This window comes from Streptomyces sp. NPDC050263, assembly GCF_040655955.1.
Classification (GTDB): Bacteria; Actinomycetota; Actinomycetes; order Streptomycetales; family Streptomycetaceae; genus Streptomyces.
On the sequence record NZ_JBFAKW010000012.1, the window covers coordinates 26,277 to 39,814 of the forward strand.

The 13,538-nt window shown below is 71.6% G+C and carries 11 protein-coding genes and 2 pseudogenes; 1 reads left to right on the forward strand and 12 read right to left on the reverse strand.

Features of this window, described 5'->3' with window-relative positions; all coding sequences use genetic code 11:
• Positions 1–55: 55 nt before the first annotated feature.
• The 6 genes from AB0J04_RS07940 to AB0J04_RS07965 form a co-directional block, all read right to left on the reverse strand.
• On the reverse strand, positions 56–1,618 hold the full coding sequence (locus tag AB0J04_RS07940; protein WP_363167495.1) for a recombinase family protein: 1,563 nt from the start codon (positions 1,616–1,618) through the stop codon (positions 56–58).
• Positions 1,619–2,261: 643 nt separating this feature from the next.
• Complete coding sequence (locus AB0J04_RS07945) at positions 2,262–2,741, reverse strand: DUF6099 family protein (RefSeq protein ID WP_363167496.1); 480 nt, start codon at positions 2,739–2,741, stop codon at positions 2,262–2,264.
• A 224-nt stretch (positions 2,742–2,965) separates the two neighbouring features.
• Positions 2,966–3,295, reverse strand: a complete 330-nt coding sequence (locus AB0J04_RS07950; protein ID WP_363167497.1) for a nucleotide pyrophosphohydrolase — start codon at positions 3,293–3,295, stop codon at positions 2,966–2,968.
• Positions 3,292–4,593 (reverse strand): ATP-binding protein, encoded by a 1,302-nt coding sequence (locus AB0J04_RS07955; RefSeq protein WP_363167498.1) that lies wholly within the window; start codon positions 4,591–4,593, stop codon positions 3,292–3,294. The genes AB0J04_RS07950 and AB0J04_RS07955 overlap by 4 nt, the downstream gene beginning before the upstream one ends.
• Before the next feature lie 308 nt (positions 4,594–4,901).
• Positions 4,902–5,297: a cell division protein SepF gene (locus AB0J04_RS07960; RefSeq protein ID WP_363167499.1), complete on the reverse strand. Its 396-nt coding sequence runs from the start codon at positions 5,295–5,297 to the stop codon at positions 4,902–4,904.
• 435 nt (positions 5,298–5,732) lie between these two features.
• Positions 5,733–6,380 (reverse strand): TetR/AcrR family transcriptional regulator, encoded by a 648-nt coding sequence (locus AB0J04_RS07965; protein WP_363167500.1) that lies wholly within the window; start codon positions 6,378–6,380, stop codon positions 5,733–5,735.
• 247 nt (positions 6,381–6,627) lie between these two features.
• Between AB0J04_RS07965 and AB0J04_RS07970 the strand changes: the two are divergent.
• Positions 6,628–7,032: pseudogene (locus AB0J04_RS07970) on the forward strand (ATP-binding cassette domain-containing protein); the annotation flags it as partial.
• Positions 7,033–7,041: 9 nt separating this feature from the next.
• On the opposite strand, the pseudogene AB0J04_RS07975 reads toward AB0J04_RS07970, so the two are convergent.
• The 6 genes and pseudogenes from AB0J04_RS07975 to AB0J04_RS08000 all read right to left on the reverse strand — a co-directional run.
• Positions 7,042–7,253: pseudogene (locus AB0J04_RS07975) on the reverse strand (BREX system ATP-binding domain-containing protein); the annotation flags it as partial.
• Between the two features lie 70 nt (positions 7,254–7,323).
• Complete coding sequence (couO, locus tag AB0J04_RS07980) at positions 7,324–8,190, reverse strand: 4-hydroxyphenyl-beta-ketoacyl-CoA hydrolase (protein ID WP_363167501.1); 867 nt, start codon at positions 8,188–8,190, stop codon at positions 7,324–7,326.
• Between the two features lie 43 nt (positions 8,191–8,233).
• Positions 8,234–10,201 carry an acetoacetate--CoA ligase gene (locus tag AB0J04_RS07985; protein WP_363167502.1) on the reverse strand — a complete coding sequence of 656 codons (1,968 nt, stop codon included), beginning with the start codon at positions 10,199–10,201 and terminating at the stop codon, positions 8,234–8,236.
• The gene (locus AB0J04_RS07990) at positions 10,198–10,776 is read right to left on the reverse strand and encodes a hypothetical protein (RefSeq protein WP_363167503.1); all 579 of its coding nucleotides are present in this window, start codon (positions 10,774–10,776) and stop codon (positions 10,198–10,200) included. Before AB0J04_RS07990 ends, AB0J04_RS07985 begins: the two co-directional genes overlap by 4 nt.
• 42 nt (positions 10,777–10,818) lie before the next feature.
• Positions 10,819–12,129, reverse strand: coding sequence for an aminotransferase class III-fold pyridoxal phosphate-dependent enzyme (locus AB0J04_RS07995; protein ID WP_363167504.1), 1,311 nt, complete (start codon positions 12,127–12,129; stop codon positions 10,819–10,821).
• Entirely contained in the window at positions 12,126–13,499 is a 1,374-nt protein-coding gene (locus AB0J04_RS08000; RefSeq protein WP_363167505.1) for an aminotransferase class III-fold pyridoxal phosphate-dependent enzyme, read from the reverse strand. The genes AB0J04_RS07995 and AB0J04_RS08000 overlap by 4 nt, the downstream gene beginning before the upstream one ends.
• Between the last annotated feature and the right edge of the window lie 39 nt (positions 13,500–13,538).

Genomic DNA, 13,538 nt, shown 5'->3' on the forward strand with positions numbered 1-13,538 from the left:
CAGCGCGGAGCCCGGCCGGGCGTCACCACCGGCCGGGCTCCGTCGTGTGTGGGGGTCAGCTCGTCCAGTCGACCTGCACCGACTCGGGGTCGACGCCCCCCGGCAGGACCCCGAGCGGACGGCCCCGCCGTCCAGGCCTCAGGGTGACCACCGCCAGCACGGCGAGGATCTTCCGCCGCCGCTCCAACGAATACGTGGCGCGCCACCACTCAAGGGCGTCATCGGGGTCAGCCTCGTGCCGCCTGACCAACTCCGGCAAGTCAACGGCGTCCAACGGGCCCGGCTCGCTGGCGGCTGCCGCCGCCGACACCGCATCGGCGATCTGCGTCTCGACGGCTGCGATCCTCTCACTGACGCGCCGGGCCGCCTCACGGTACTCGACCGGGTCGGCATCCTCACTGTCCGCGAACACCTCGGCCAGGGCGTTCAGCCGGGCGTTCAAGGTCGCGTGACGGGCGGTCAGGGCGTCTACGTCCGGGCCGTCGGCTACGGGTGACTCGGACGTCGTGAAGACCTCCCGGGCCCGCCCGGGGCGGCACAACCGCGCGATGATCAAGCGTTCCACCAAACCATCCACCGGAGCGGCGGTCCGGATCAGGTGCGCGCTGGCCGTGCACCGGTACTGCTGCCCCTGTCCGGCCCTGGCCCCGCCGGGACGGACCACTGCGCCGCAGCCTGGACGGCCGCACCGGTACAACCCGGAACCCAGGTACTTGGGCGCTCGGGCGTCGGCACTGGCGAGGTGTGCGCTGCGAGCTGGGTCGGTCAGCACCGTGCGCAGCGCGAGCCACGTGTCATGGTCGATGATCGCGTCCCACTGCGCCGGGCCCACGTCCTCGCCCTTGTGCACGACGCGTCCGGCGATCCGGGGCGAGAGCAGCACGGAGCGAAGCGTCTGGATGACCCACGGCTTGCCTCGCGGACTGGTGATCCCCCGAGCGTTCCACGCCCGGCAGATGCCCGTCAGGGTCGCGCCGCTCTGCGGGTCGGCGGCACGCGCCAGTACCGCGTCCGCCGCCTCGCGAATCAACTTCGCCTCACGCGGGTCGACACGCGGCACCTGAGGAGCCTTCCCCTTGACCGTGGGCTCAACAGCCTTGAACCCGAAGGTGCGGGGGCCGCCGTGGTGGACGCCCGCCCGGCGGTTCGCCTCCTTCTTGGCTTTCATGCGCTCGACAGAGTGCTCGACCTCGTGCGTGCTCACGCTGGCGAGGATACGGGCGACCATCCGGCCGGAGGCGGTTGCGAGATCGAGTTCGCCCTGCTTCACCGGGCGGATCAGGATGTGCGTGCGCTCCACGATCTCGATGAGCGGCTCAAGGTCCCGGGCCTGCCGATACAGCCTGTCGGTGTGCCAAACAAGCACGGCGTCGGCCTCACGGGCGGACAGCATGCCGAGCAGTTCCGCGTAGGCGGGACGCCGGGCGCGCTGGCCGCTCTTGCCGACGGCGGTGCGGTCGTCATCGACCTTGACCGCGACGACGGACCAACCGAGGTCGGCGGCGAGCTTGCGGCAGGCGTCCTCCTGCCGGGTAACCCCTTCGGCCTTGCCGGTCGGGTCGTGGGAGATGCGGGTGTAGATCACTGCGCGGAGCGGCGTGCGCTCGGTCCTGACCATGCCTCAATAATACGCTGTGATCATTATGTTGGATCTGTCGGCACTGGACGCGGATTTCCAGTCGACCGGAACGGGAGTTCCTCAGCGAACCCCAAGAGAAGAGGGCACCGCAGGCCGACGCCCCCGACCCGCGGGGCCCGGCCCCTCCCCGGGCTCCCAGGCACCGCAGGCTCCCGGACACGCAGACTCCCAGGCATCCGGGCCCTCCGGGCCCGAGGGCCTCTGGTCGCGGGCCCACGGCCCCCGGCTCCGGCCCGCCAGTCCACTGCCTCCGGTGCCCAGACCCGCCGATCCTCCGACCCCGATCCTCCGACCCCGGTGCCCCGACCGCCGGTCCTCCGACCGCCGGTCCACCGTCTACCGTTCTGCCGGTCCATGTTGGCGGGCCTTCAGTCCCCGGCCCCGGACCCGGCCGCCAGCCCGTTGATCACCCTGGCCAACCGCTCCCCTGATGACCTCGCCCTAAGGACCACCCCGACCTGACGTGACCCACGGAGCAAGGAGCACGGAGCACGGATGACGCGCCGGGGCCGGGGTGCGGCAGACCGGCGGGCGGGCCCGAGAGGCGGCCGACGGACGGCATGGTCGGGGTGCGGCAGACCGACAGCCGGGCAGGGATGAGGGAGACCGACGGTCGGGGGGCTCATCTCTCTGGTAAGGCGGCCTCTCTCTGTTCCCGTTCTTCTCTTGCGGTCAGTTTGCGTAGCATTTCGAGGACTCGGTCTCTGGATTCGTCGGCCGCGTCGATGGCCTCCATGCACTGCCAGTACGTGCTCTGCTCGTCCGCCGAACTGGCCAGGCCGACCAGGGCGATGCCGACCTCGCCGAGCAGGCCGCCCAGGTCGAGCAGGGCCCGGCGGGCGTCGTCCAGCTCGGTGAGCCGGGCGGCGAGGAGGTCCGTGGGGTCGAGGTCCGGCGCGCCCAGCACACCACAGCCCCTGCCCGCCAGCTCGGTCAGTCCGAGCGCCTCGCCGCGCAGTTCGGGCGGGCCCGAGACGGCGAGGCGACTGCCGATCGCCTGCGCCAGGGCCTGTGCCTGCCACACCTCCGTGAGTATCTCCGTCGCCTGGCTGCTGCCCGCGAGCGCGCGCCTGCTCGTCAGGATGAGCCGCACCGCGTCCATGCGCCGCCCCCGTCTGTCCCGACGTGCTGCTCGCACGTCCGCCCGAACACCCTTGTCCACTACCCAGAGTGAGGGTCTGTGGGACGAAAAGCCAGAGGAAGACCGAAATCTGTGGACAACAAATCGATTTCGGTCCGCCTGTTGACTCCGGAGAGTGAAAACGGATCGTCCGGCTCCCGCGCGATGGCGCGCGGGAGCCGCTCCCACCACGGCTGCATCTACGGCTACGGCGCCGGGAATCTGTGCTCGTTGCGGTCGATCTTCGCGTCCAGCGCCGCCAGCGGATCGATCCCGAGTACCTCGCACAGTTGCAGCAGATAGGCGAGCACGTCGGCGACCTCGTCCGTCACCCGGTGGGCCGTGTCGGGGTCGTTCATCACGCGGGCCGACTCCTCCGGCGTCAACCACTGGAAGATCTCGACCAGTTCGGACGCCTCCACGCTCAGCGCGGCGACGAGGTTCTTGGGCGTGTGGAAGGGCTGCCAGTTCCGCGCGGCCGCGAACTCGGCCAGTCGGCGTTGCAGTTTCGCCACGTCGAGGTGTTGTTCTGTCACGACCCCAGGTGTACCACCGTCACTCCGTCCGTCCGGGCGGCGAAGGAGCCGTCGCTGACCGCGCCGACGCAGCGGATGTGCCCGCGCTCGGCCATCCGGACCGCCAGCCGCACCAGTTCGGCGTGCTGCGTCGCGTCGAGGCCGCGGTCGAGGCCGTCGGCGAGCAGGGTGAGAGTCTGCATCGCGGCGGGCACCTCGCCGACCGGGTCCACGTCGAGGACGCCGGGGCCGGTGAGCAGCACCAACGCGAGGGCGACGTAACGGAGTTCGCCGTATCCCAGCCGGGCGAGTTCGGTGCGGGTGCCGTCTGCTCGGTGGAGGAGCGCGCGGACCGTGCCGTCGGTCAGCGGCTCGGCGCGCAGGTCGACGATCGGGCCGGTGGGCCGGGGGGCTCCGCCGGATCCGGCGGACAGCGCGGCCACCAGTTGCGCGTGCCGCCGTCCGCACTCCTCGCGGGTGCGCCAGAGCACGTCGGCGAGGTTGTCGCAGCCGGTGAGCAGTCGGCCGGAGCCGGTGGGGACGGGGGCGCCCATCCAGTCGGGCTGCGGATCGCAGGCGAACACGGACCGCAGGGCGACCACCATCTGTTCGGCGGCGGCGAGCACTTGCCGCTGTCCGTCGGTCTTGCCGGCCACGCGCAGCGGCAGCAGCGCGGTGCCGAGCCGGTCGTCGGGCAGCGGAGCGCGGGTCACCGGGGAGGAGCCGCCGGTGTGCCAGGCGGCCTGCACCGAGCGCCGCCCTGGATCGCGCAGGGCCGTCTCCAGCAACACGATGCCGCCCGCGCTCAGCCGCTCCCCCACGATGCGCAGCTCGGGTTCGGCCTGTACGGCGACGTCGAGCCTGACCGGCCCGCCGGGTCCGTCGGCCGTGCACCCGATACGGAACCCGCGGCGGCGCTGGGCGTCGGGCCGCGCGCCCTGGGGCACACACGCGACCGGGTCGGCGAACACCTCGCAGAGCGGGGCGCCGCCTCCGAGCCGCGCCAACGCCTCGTACGCCCGCAGCGCGCTGCTCTTGCCGCTCCCGCTGGCCCCCACGAACAGCGTGACGGCGCCCAGTGCGAACCGGGCACGCACGTGCGTCGCGAAGGCGGAGAGCCGCAGCTCGGTGACGCAGGGCCGGGTGTACCGCACCTGCGCGGGCGCCGTGCGGGGGACGTCGGCCCCGGGCGAGGCGCGTTGCTCCTCCATGGAGGCCGCCTGCGCGGGCACGGTGGGCGAGGCGTCGCCGGGCGGCGCGCCGTCGGGCGTGGTGGGAGGTTGGGGTAAGGGCGCGGAAGAGGCGAACGGCGAGGGCATATCCGGACCGTAGGACTCCGCCGCCGGACGAACCGTTCCGCCCGGGCAAGCTTCCTACGATCGGGCGACCACGACGAGACGAACGACGACGAGACGGTGTCGGCGAGCAGCCATGGCAGCCGCCCACGCCCGGCCGGACCGGGTCCCGCTCCCGCTCCCGCTCCCGCTCCCGGCGAACCGGCCGCGCCGGTCGGTCGCCGCGCGCCCTTCGCACCGAGCCGGTCGCGCCGCCGGCCCGGCGGCGGTCCGACGCCGGCCCCGTGACGGTCCGACGGCGGCCCGCCGCTCACGGGACCGGCCCCGCCGTCTCAGACCCCCGGAACCCCCGCCCCTTCCATGATCCCGCTCACCTCTGTGCCCGGTGGGGTCAGCAGGAAGACGTTGCGGTCGACCCGGTGCATGCCGCTGGACAGGCCGAAGACGACCCCGGTGGAGAAGTCCAGGACTCGCTTGGCGGTGTCGGTCTCCGCGCTCGTCAGGTCGAGCAGCACCGGGATGCCCGCCATCAGCGTCTCGGCGACCTCGCGGGCGTCCGCGAAGACGTTGACCCGCAGCACGACGAAGCGGCGCCGGGTCTCCGTCTCGTCGTCGGGCAGCGCGCGATGGTCCACCGCCGACGGCCAGGCGTCCCGGCCGCGCAACGGAACAACCTGAGCGAGCCCTTCCCATTGTTCATCGGTGACGTCGTAACGGTTCACCGGCACCCCCCGAACTGACTCGCCTTCAATGCGTGCACCAGCCAATTCTTACGCCAAGTCACCCGTTCGGCCCAACAGCGACACGGACCGCCACCGCCTCGGATGTCACACAGTGGCCTCCTGCCCCGGCCACACCGCAGTGTTGACGTCCGAGCGCACCGCGTTCACCAGCCCCGATTACGTTGTGAGACCGTGCACTTGGCAGAAGCGCCGCTGGTGACAAGGGCGGCGACGAAGCCGTCCTCACCACCCAGGCAGCCCGGGCGCTCGTCGTCGGCGACCTCGTCTACGGACAGCCCTGGCCCTGGCTCTTCGGCCACGGCGTCGCGCTCACGCCGACGATGGACGGGGCCGCCTTCGACTGACCGGCTGACTGACTGACTGACCGGCTGGCTGGCTGGCTGGCTGGCTGGCTGGCTGGCTGGCTGGCTGATCGACGCGTCAGGCGTCGGTGTCGTGCCCCGCGTCCGCCGCCGACACGACCTCGTCGACCACGGCGCGGGCCCGTCCCTCCGGCACACCCGCCGCCACGAGCGTGGCGACGGCCGTCCGCGTCCCGTCGTCCTCCAACGCGCCGGTGTTGACCTCCTCCAACAGCGCGATGTGCATGCCCTCCAGCCCGGCGCTCAGCACGGCGGGCGGCAGTTGCGTGTGGAAGACGCCGGTGCGCTGGCCCCGCGCCAGGATGGCCGTGACCTCCTCGCGGGCGGGGGCGAGGATGTCGGCCACCCGCTCGATGCCCAGGTCGCGCTGGGCCAGGGCGAGCAGCAGCCGGTAGCGGTCCCCCACCGGCCAGATCGAGCAGACGAAGTGCGCGAGCGCCCGCTCGGCCGGGTCCTCGGGGCGTGCCGCCACCGCCAGGACGGCGCGCAGCGCGTCGGACGCCTCCTGCGCGAGCGCCTCCAACAGCGCCGCCCGCCCGGGAAAGTGACCGAAGAGCGTACGCCGTACGACGCCGGAGGCCCGCGCGATCTCCTCCAGGGTGACGTCCGGATTCCGGCCGAGCTCCTGACGGGCCGTGGCCAGGATGCGAGCCCGGTTGGACCGCGAATTGCGCCGCTGCGGCTCGCGGGCCACGGAGTGGGTCACGGAAAACCTCGGTGGTTCGGTACGGACGAACGGGCACCCATTCTGGCGGATCTTCGCGACGAGGGCGACCCGGATGCGACCCGGGGACGACACGACGACGGCCCCGGGTGGTACCGCGGTACGACCCGGGCGCGAAGATTCCCCTCCGGTCCCAGCCTCCCGGCCCGAGGCGCTCGTAGCTTCAAAAACAGACACCGCGGCACCGCCCCCGCGGCCGAGTCCCAGGCAGGAAAGGCCAGGCCCACCCATGGTCGAAGCGCGCGAGCTGACGAAGCGGTACGGCGACACGACGGTCGTCGACAAGCTGGGCTTCACCGTCGAGCCCGGTGAGGTGACCGGCTTCCTCGGTCCCAACGGCGCGGGCGAGTCCACGACCATGCGGATGATCGTCGGACTGGACTCCCCCACCAAGGGCTCGGTCACGGTCAACGGGCGTGCGTACGGCGGGCACTCCGCGCCGCTGCACGAGATCGGCACCCTGCTGGAGGCGAAGTCCGTGCACCCCGGGCGCAGCGCGTTCAGCCATCTGATGGCACTCGCGTACACGCACGGCATTCCGCGGCGCCGGGTCGACGAGGTCATCGAGCCGGCCGGGCTGACCAGCGTGGCCGGCAAGCGCGTCGGCGCCTTCTCGCTCGGCATGGGGCAGCGCGGAGATCGGCACCGCGGCGGTGGCGAGCCCCGCGCGCTTGGCCCGTTCGGCGAGCCGGCGCGCGAAGAACGTCCTGCCCGAGCCGTACTCGCCGCGAATGGCGTGAAAGGCGGCCCCGTCTCGTGCCGCTGTCGTGAGGTCGTCGTCCAGGACGGACCCGAACCGGTCGAGACCTACGGCGAACAGGTCGAGCCCGCCTGTGGAACGGTGCCCCGGCGCAGCGCGTCGCGTCGATGACCGTGCGCTTCGTCTTGGCCGCAGCGACGGTGCGTTGTTGCGGGATGCCGGCGGCTACTTCAGACCCAGCATCCGTGCCGCGTTGTCCTTGAGGATCAAGGGCCGTACGTCGTTTTTGATCTCCAGCTCGGTGAAGTCGGCCATCCAGCGGTCGGGGGTGATGACGGGGAAGTCCGAGCCGAACAGCACCTTGTGCCTGAGGAAGCTGTTGGCGGCGCGTACGAGCTGGGGCGGGAAGTACTTCGGTGACCAGCCCGAGAGATCGATGTAGACGTTGGCCTTGTGGGTGGCGATGGAGATCGCGGCGTCCTGCCAGGGCACCGAGGGGTGCGCCATGACGATGGTCAGGTCGGGGAAGTCGGCGGCGACGTCGTCGAGGAGCATCGGGTCGGAGTAGCGCAGCTTGATGCCGCGCCCACCGGGGAGGCCGGCGCCGATGCCTGTCTGCCCGGTGTGGAACAGGGCGGGGACGCCGAGTTCGGCGAGGGTTTCGTAGAGCGGGTAGTGGCGGACGTCGTTGGGCTGGAATGCCTGCAGGCTGGGGTGGAACTTGAAGCCGCGTACGCCGTGTTCGGTGACGAGTCGGCGGGCACGGGCGATCGCGGCCTGTCCGGCGTGCGGATCGACCGACCCGAAGGGGATCAGTACGTCGGCATGTTCAGCGGCCTGGTCGGCGATCTCCTCGCTGGAGAGGGCCGGATGGCCGGTTGCGGCGGTGGCGTCGACCGTGAACACGACTGCAGCCATGCGCCGGGCGCGGTAGTGCTCGGCGATATGGGCGAGGGTGGGCGTGCGGTTCTCGGAGGATTTGAAGTAGGACGCCGAGGCGTCCATGAGCTCGTCGTCGAGTGAGTAGCAGCCGTGGGCGTCCTGTTCGACGTGGACGTGGACGTCGATGGCGTCCAGTGCGGTGAGTTCCATGGTGTGTTCTCTCGGTACGGGTGGCCGTCGTGGTGCTGTCACGTCAGTGCGCGGGGCGCCGGGCGGCCAGGGCGGTGAATGTGTCCAGCGATGTCGGCTCGGCCAGGGTGTCGCGGCTGACGACTTCGGACAGGGCGGCTCCCAGCAGGATCTTCTTCGCCGGCAGTTCGAGTTTCTTGCCGGTGCGGTTCCTGGGGATCACCGGCACAGGGATGATGCTGTCGGGCACATGGCGCGGGGAGAGGGCGTTCCGCAGCGCTGTCGTGATCCGCTTTCTCAGGGCATGGTCCAGCTCGGCGCCGTTGTGCAGTGCGACGAACAGGAGCAGTTCGCCGGCGCCGCCGACGGGGTCCTCCAGGTGGACGACCAGGCTGTCGTCGACTTCGGGCAGTTCTTCGACGACGCGGTAGAACTCCGCAGTGCCCAGGCGCACCCCGCCGCGGTTGAGGGTGGCGTCGGAGCGTCCGGCCACCGTACAGCTGCCCGTCGCCGCGGTGAAGCGCACCCAGTCGCCGTGGCGCCACACGCCCGGATAGGTGTCGAAGTAGGCGTCCCGGTAGCGGGAGCCGTCGGCGTCGCCCCAGAAGCCGACGGGCATCGAGGGCATGGGCTGGGTGATGACCAGCTCGCCGAGCGCGTCGGTCACCTCGTGGGCCTGCTCGTCGTAGGCGGTGGCGGCGACGCCCAGGCAGGGGCCGGAGATCTCTCCTGCCCAGACTGGCTGCAGTGGGCTGCCCTGCAGGATTCCCGTGCACACATCGGTGCCGCCGCTGCCTACGTTGAGCAGTACGCCGGGGCCGAACTGCTCGGCTACCCAGCGGAATCCCTCGAGTGGCAGGGGGCTTCCCGCGGCGCCGATCTGGCGCAGCCGGGACAGGTCGTGGTCCTTGGCCGGGGCCATGCCTTCTTTTCGGCAGGCCATCAGGAATCCGGGGCTGGCGCCCATGAGGGTGGCGCCGGTCTCCTCGGCCAGCTGCCACTGCCAGTCCAGGCCGGGGTGGAGGGGGTTGCCGTCGATCATCACGACGGAGGCGCCCACGAGCAGCCCGGAGACCAGGGAGTTCCACATCATCCACGCGGTGGTGGTGAACCACAGGATGCGGTCGCCGGGGCGCAGGTCCCAGCTCAGGGAGTGGTTTTTCAGGTGTTCCAGCAGGATCCCGCCGTGGCCGTGGACGATCGGTTTGGGTTTGCCCGTGGTGCCGGACGAGAACAGCACGCACAGCGGGTGGGCGAAGGGGACGGGGTCGAAGCCGGGGTCGGCGGGTGCGGCGAGCAGGTCCGCCCAGGCGACCGTGTCGGTGAGTTCCCCGGGCCCGTACGGTACGTGGACGGTGTGGCGCAGGGTGGGCAGGCCGGCGCGGATTGCGGCGAGTTCGTCGCGTCGGTCGATGTCCTTCGCGCCGTAGCGATATCCGGCTGTGGCGAGAAGGATGGTGGGCTCGATCTGCGAGAACCGGTCGATGACGCCGCGGGCGCCGAATTCCGGTGCGCAGCTTGCCCAGACGGCGCCCAGGCTCGCGGTCGCCAGGAACGCCACGAGGGTTTCGGGGATGTTCGGCAGGTAGGCGACGACACGGTCGCCCCTGCCGACACCGAGGCGGCGCAGACCAGTCCGGGCGCGGGCGACCTGGTCGGCCAGCTGCCGCCAGGTCAGCTCCATGGGCCCGCGGGTCTGCGATCGCGCCAGCACGGCCACGGCGTCGGGCGCGGCTCCTGCCGGCCGCAGGGCGTGTTCGGCGTAGTTGAGGGTCGCGCCGGGAAACCATTCGGCACCGGGCATGTCCCGTCGGCCGAGTACCCGGTCGTAGGGGGTGTGCGTACGGACGTCGAAGTGGTCCCAGATCGACGACCAGAAGCCTTCGAGGTCCGTGACCGACCAGTGGTGCAGGTCGTGGTAGCCGGTGAAGGCAAGATCCCGGGTGCGCTCCAGCCAGGTGAGGTAGTCACCGATCGCGGTGGCGCGGAGCACGTCGGGAGCCGGTTCGCGTAGCATCTCCGGCTCGTTCATGAGGTGACCTCCTTCGCCGGACGGAAAGGAGAGCACCCCGAGCGGTCCGGCACGGCCGGGCCGGGCTGATCCGTCCGGCTCGAGTCGGCGGCTGCGTGGAACCCGGTCACGAACAGCCTTCGCTGCTGCCGGGACAGAGCACTCTTCCGGATCGTCGGACCGGGGCGGGCGTGTGTGTTTTCCATGCGGTGGAAGCACTTTCGGGTTGTGCGGCGCGGCTGTGGGCGATGCGGGTGGCCTGGCTGCGGCTGGTCCTGCGAAGGGGGCCCGGCCGGCCTCAGGATCATGCGCCGGCCGGGGCCTGCGAGTCGGACAGGCAGGGGCCCTGCGCGCCGGCCACCCGGAGCGGGGCTGCAGGTGGCCGACTCCTGGGGCATCCGCTTGATCAGGAAGATGACCGCACCGATGCCGATGCAGGCGAGCAGCATGGTGGGGCCCGCCGCGGAGATCGCGGTGCCGCTGCCGACGAACAGGCCGACGCCGATGACGCCGCCGATGACGATCGTGTCGAGCTGGCAGACGGACAGGACCGGCTTGGGTCGCTGCGGGGTTGAGGGTGCAGGGTCGTTGGTCATCTGGGGCCCCCGGGTCGCCGGATCAGGGAAACGGCACGGGGATCACCGGGACGGTGTGGGGATCTCCGCGTCTGCGAGCCGCTGGAAGGCGTGGGCATACGCCTGAGCGGCACGGTCGAGGTCGTCCGCGTCCAGCGCGGTCGACAGATTGATCATTCCTCGCGGAGTCGTGTAGACCCCGTCGAGGAGCAGCGCGAGGTGCAGGGCGCTGAGCAGGGGGGTGGCGGTGGCCGCGCGGGCCTGTTCGGCGTCGACCGGCACGGTCGGGGTGAAGTGGACGTTGAGGATGGATCCGGCGCGGGTCACTGTGGCCGGGATTCCGGCCCCGGCCGCGGCGGCGGTGACGGCGTCGGCGAGGCGGCGTGCGGCCTGGTTCAGGCGGTCGATCGCGGGGGCGTCGAGATGCCGGAGGGTGACGGTACCGGCGGCTGCGGCGGTGAGGTGGCCGTTGAAGGTGCCGGAGTGCGCGAGGTTGCGGTCGGTGGTCGCCGCGGTCAGTCGCAGCAGCTCCTCGCTTCCGCCGATCGCGCCGATGGGCATGCCCCCACCGATGACCTTGCCCATCACGGTCAGGTCCGGGCGCAGACCGAGCCGGTTCTGCTCGCCGCCGACGGCGTTGCGCAGTGACTGCACCTCGTCCAGGACGAACAGGGCCCCGCGCTCACGGGCCAGTTCGGCAACGGCCCGCAGGAATTCCGGCCGGCCCGGGATCACTCCGCCGGCGCCGAGGAAGGGCTCGGCGAACACCGCGGCGATGTCCTCGGTGAGCGCCTCTCGTACGGCGTCGAGGTCGTTGTAGGGGACGGTGACGACATCGGGGCCGTCGGCCAGCAGCGGGGGCGCGCTGCCATGGTAGGCGCCGTCGAACAGCAGCAGTCGGCTGCGCCCGGTGGCGCGCTGGGCGAGCCGCGCGGCGAGCACCGACGCCTCGGTCCCGGAGTTGGTGAACCGTACCCGCTCCACCGACGGAATACGGGCGACGAGCAACTCCGCGAGTTCCAGCTGCAGTTCGTGCGGGCTGGGGAAGACCGCGCCTGATGCCAGTACCGCCGCGGCGGCCGTCATGGCCGGTGGATACGCGTTGCCGTGGACGAGCGAGGTGTAGTTGTTGACCAGGTCCAGGTACTCGACGCCGTCGACGTCGAGCAGCCGCGAGCCGTGGCCCTCGGCAAGGATGACCGGGTACGGCGGGAAGTAGGTGACGAACCGGGTCTCGCCGCCGGGCAGCGCCGCGACGGCCCGCTGGAAGGCGGTCGCCGACCCCGGGGTACGGGCCCGGTACTCGGCGAGCAGCGCCTCCAGCACTGCGGAGTCGCGGGTCGGGCTCGGACGGTCGGCAGGCAGTGTCGTCATGCGGTGGGGCTCGGCTTCCCGCTCGGCTTCTTCTTCAGCTCGGTCAGGGCGGCGTCGAGGAGTTCGAGCAGCAGATCGGTCTCCTGGGCGGTGACGGTGAGCGGCGGGGCGACGAGGATCGCGTCGTTGATCCCGCCGGTCGCCGGGTAGACGAGCAGTCCGGCGTCGCGGGCGGCCAGCACGGCGGCACGCGTGAGGGAGCCGACGGGCTCGCCGGGGCTGCGGGTCGCGCGGTCGCTGACCAGCTCCAGTCCCTGGAGCAGGCCGAGGCCGCGGACCTCTCCTATGACCTCGTGCCGTTCGGCAAGTTCTTCCAGGCCGGCGCGCAGCTGCTTGCCGCGCGCCGCGGCGTTCGCCACCAGATCCCTGGACTCGATGGCGTCCAGGACGGCCAGGGCCACGGCACTGCCGAGCGGGTTGCCGCCGTAGGTGTGCCCGTTGGTGACGGACGCGGTCCCGGCGGCGATGGTGTCGATGAGGTGCCGGCCGACCAGCACCGCCGACACGGGTGCGTATCCGGCGCCCATCCCCTTGCCGAGGACCACCATGTCGGGGTGCACGTCCCAGTGCTGCGCAGCCAGCATGGTGCCGGTGCGGCCCATGCCGGTCATGATCTCGTCGGCGATCAGCGGCAGCCCGCGTTCGTGGCACAGGCCGGCCAGCGCGGGCAGGTAGCCGTCGGGCGGTGTGATGGCGCCGCCTGCCGCGCCGCCGACGGGTTCGACCACCACGCCGGCCGCGGCGGAGCCGTGGGAGTCCAGCACGTGGGCCGCTCGCTCGCTCAGCAGCGCGGTGAACGACGCGTCGTCGCGGCCCTCGGCGAACCGGTAGGCATAGGGCGGAGTGAGTTCGTCGAACCCGTGCAGCAGCGCTTCGGCGGCCCAGCGGCGCTGCGGGTGGCCGGACAGCGACAGCCCGCCGAGGGTGGCGCCGTGGTAGCTCACCGCATGGGAGACGAACCTGGCCCGCTCGGGCTCGCCCCGCTCCCGCCAGTACTGCAGGGTCAGCCGCAGCGCGGTTTCCACCGCCTCGGATCCGCTGTTGCACAGGAAGACGTACGGATAGCCGGTCATCTCGCTGAGCCGGTCGGCCAGGCGCTCCGACTGCTCGCTGTGGAACGAGCCGCGGTGCGCGAAGGTGATCCGCTCGGCCTGCTCGCTCATGGTCCGCAGGATCTCCGGGTCGGCATGCCCCAGGTTCGCGGTCACCGCCCCGGAACACCCGTCGAGGTACCTGCGTCCATCGGTGTCGTGGACGAACACCCCCCGCCCGTGGCTGACGAACGGCAGCTCCTCACCGAAGGAGAACTTGATCAGTCGGCTGCCGTCGGGCCGCATGGCCGTACGGGGCGGCGAGGTGGCTGGGCGCATGCTGGACTCCTGGATCGGGTGGGGGTGAGGAAAGGAGCG

Coding starts and splice junctions, on each gene's coding strand:
- AB0J04_RS07940 (WP_363167495.1), bottom strand. CDS start 1,618: ATGGTCAGGACCGAGCGCACGCCGCTCCGCGCAGTGATCTACACCCGC.
- AB0J04_RS08000 (WP_363167505.1), bottom strand. CDS start 13,499: ATGCGCCCAGCCACCTCGCCGCCCCGTACGGCCATGCGGCCCGACGGC.
- AB0J04_RS07995 (WP_363167504.1), bottom strand. CDS start 12,129: ATGACGACACTGCCTGCCGACCGTCCGAGCCCGACCCGCGACTCCGCA.
- AB0J04_RS07990 (WP_363167503.1), bottom strand. CDS start 10,776: ATGACCAACGACCCTGCACCCTCAACCCCGCAGCGACCCAAGCCGGTC.
- AB0J04_RS07985 (WP_363167502.1), bottom strand. CDS start 10,201: ATGAACGAGCCGGAGATGCTACGCGAACCGGCTCCCGACGTGCTCCGC.
- couO (WP_363167501.1), bottom strand. CDS start 8,190: ATGGAACTCACCGCACTGGACGCCATCGACGTCCACGTCCACGTCGAA.
- AB0J04_RS07945 (WP_363167496.1), bottom strand. CDS start 2,741: ATGGACGCGGTGCGGCTCATCCTGACGAGCAGGCGCGCGCTCGCGGGC.
- AB0J04_RS07955 (WP_363167498.1), bottom strand. CDS start 4,593: ATGCCCTCGCCGTTCGCCTCTTCCGCGCCCTTACCCCAACCTCCCACC.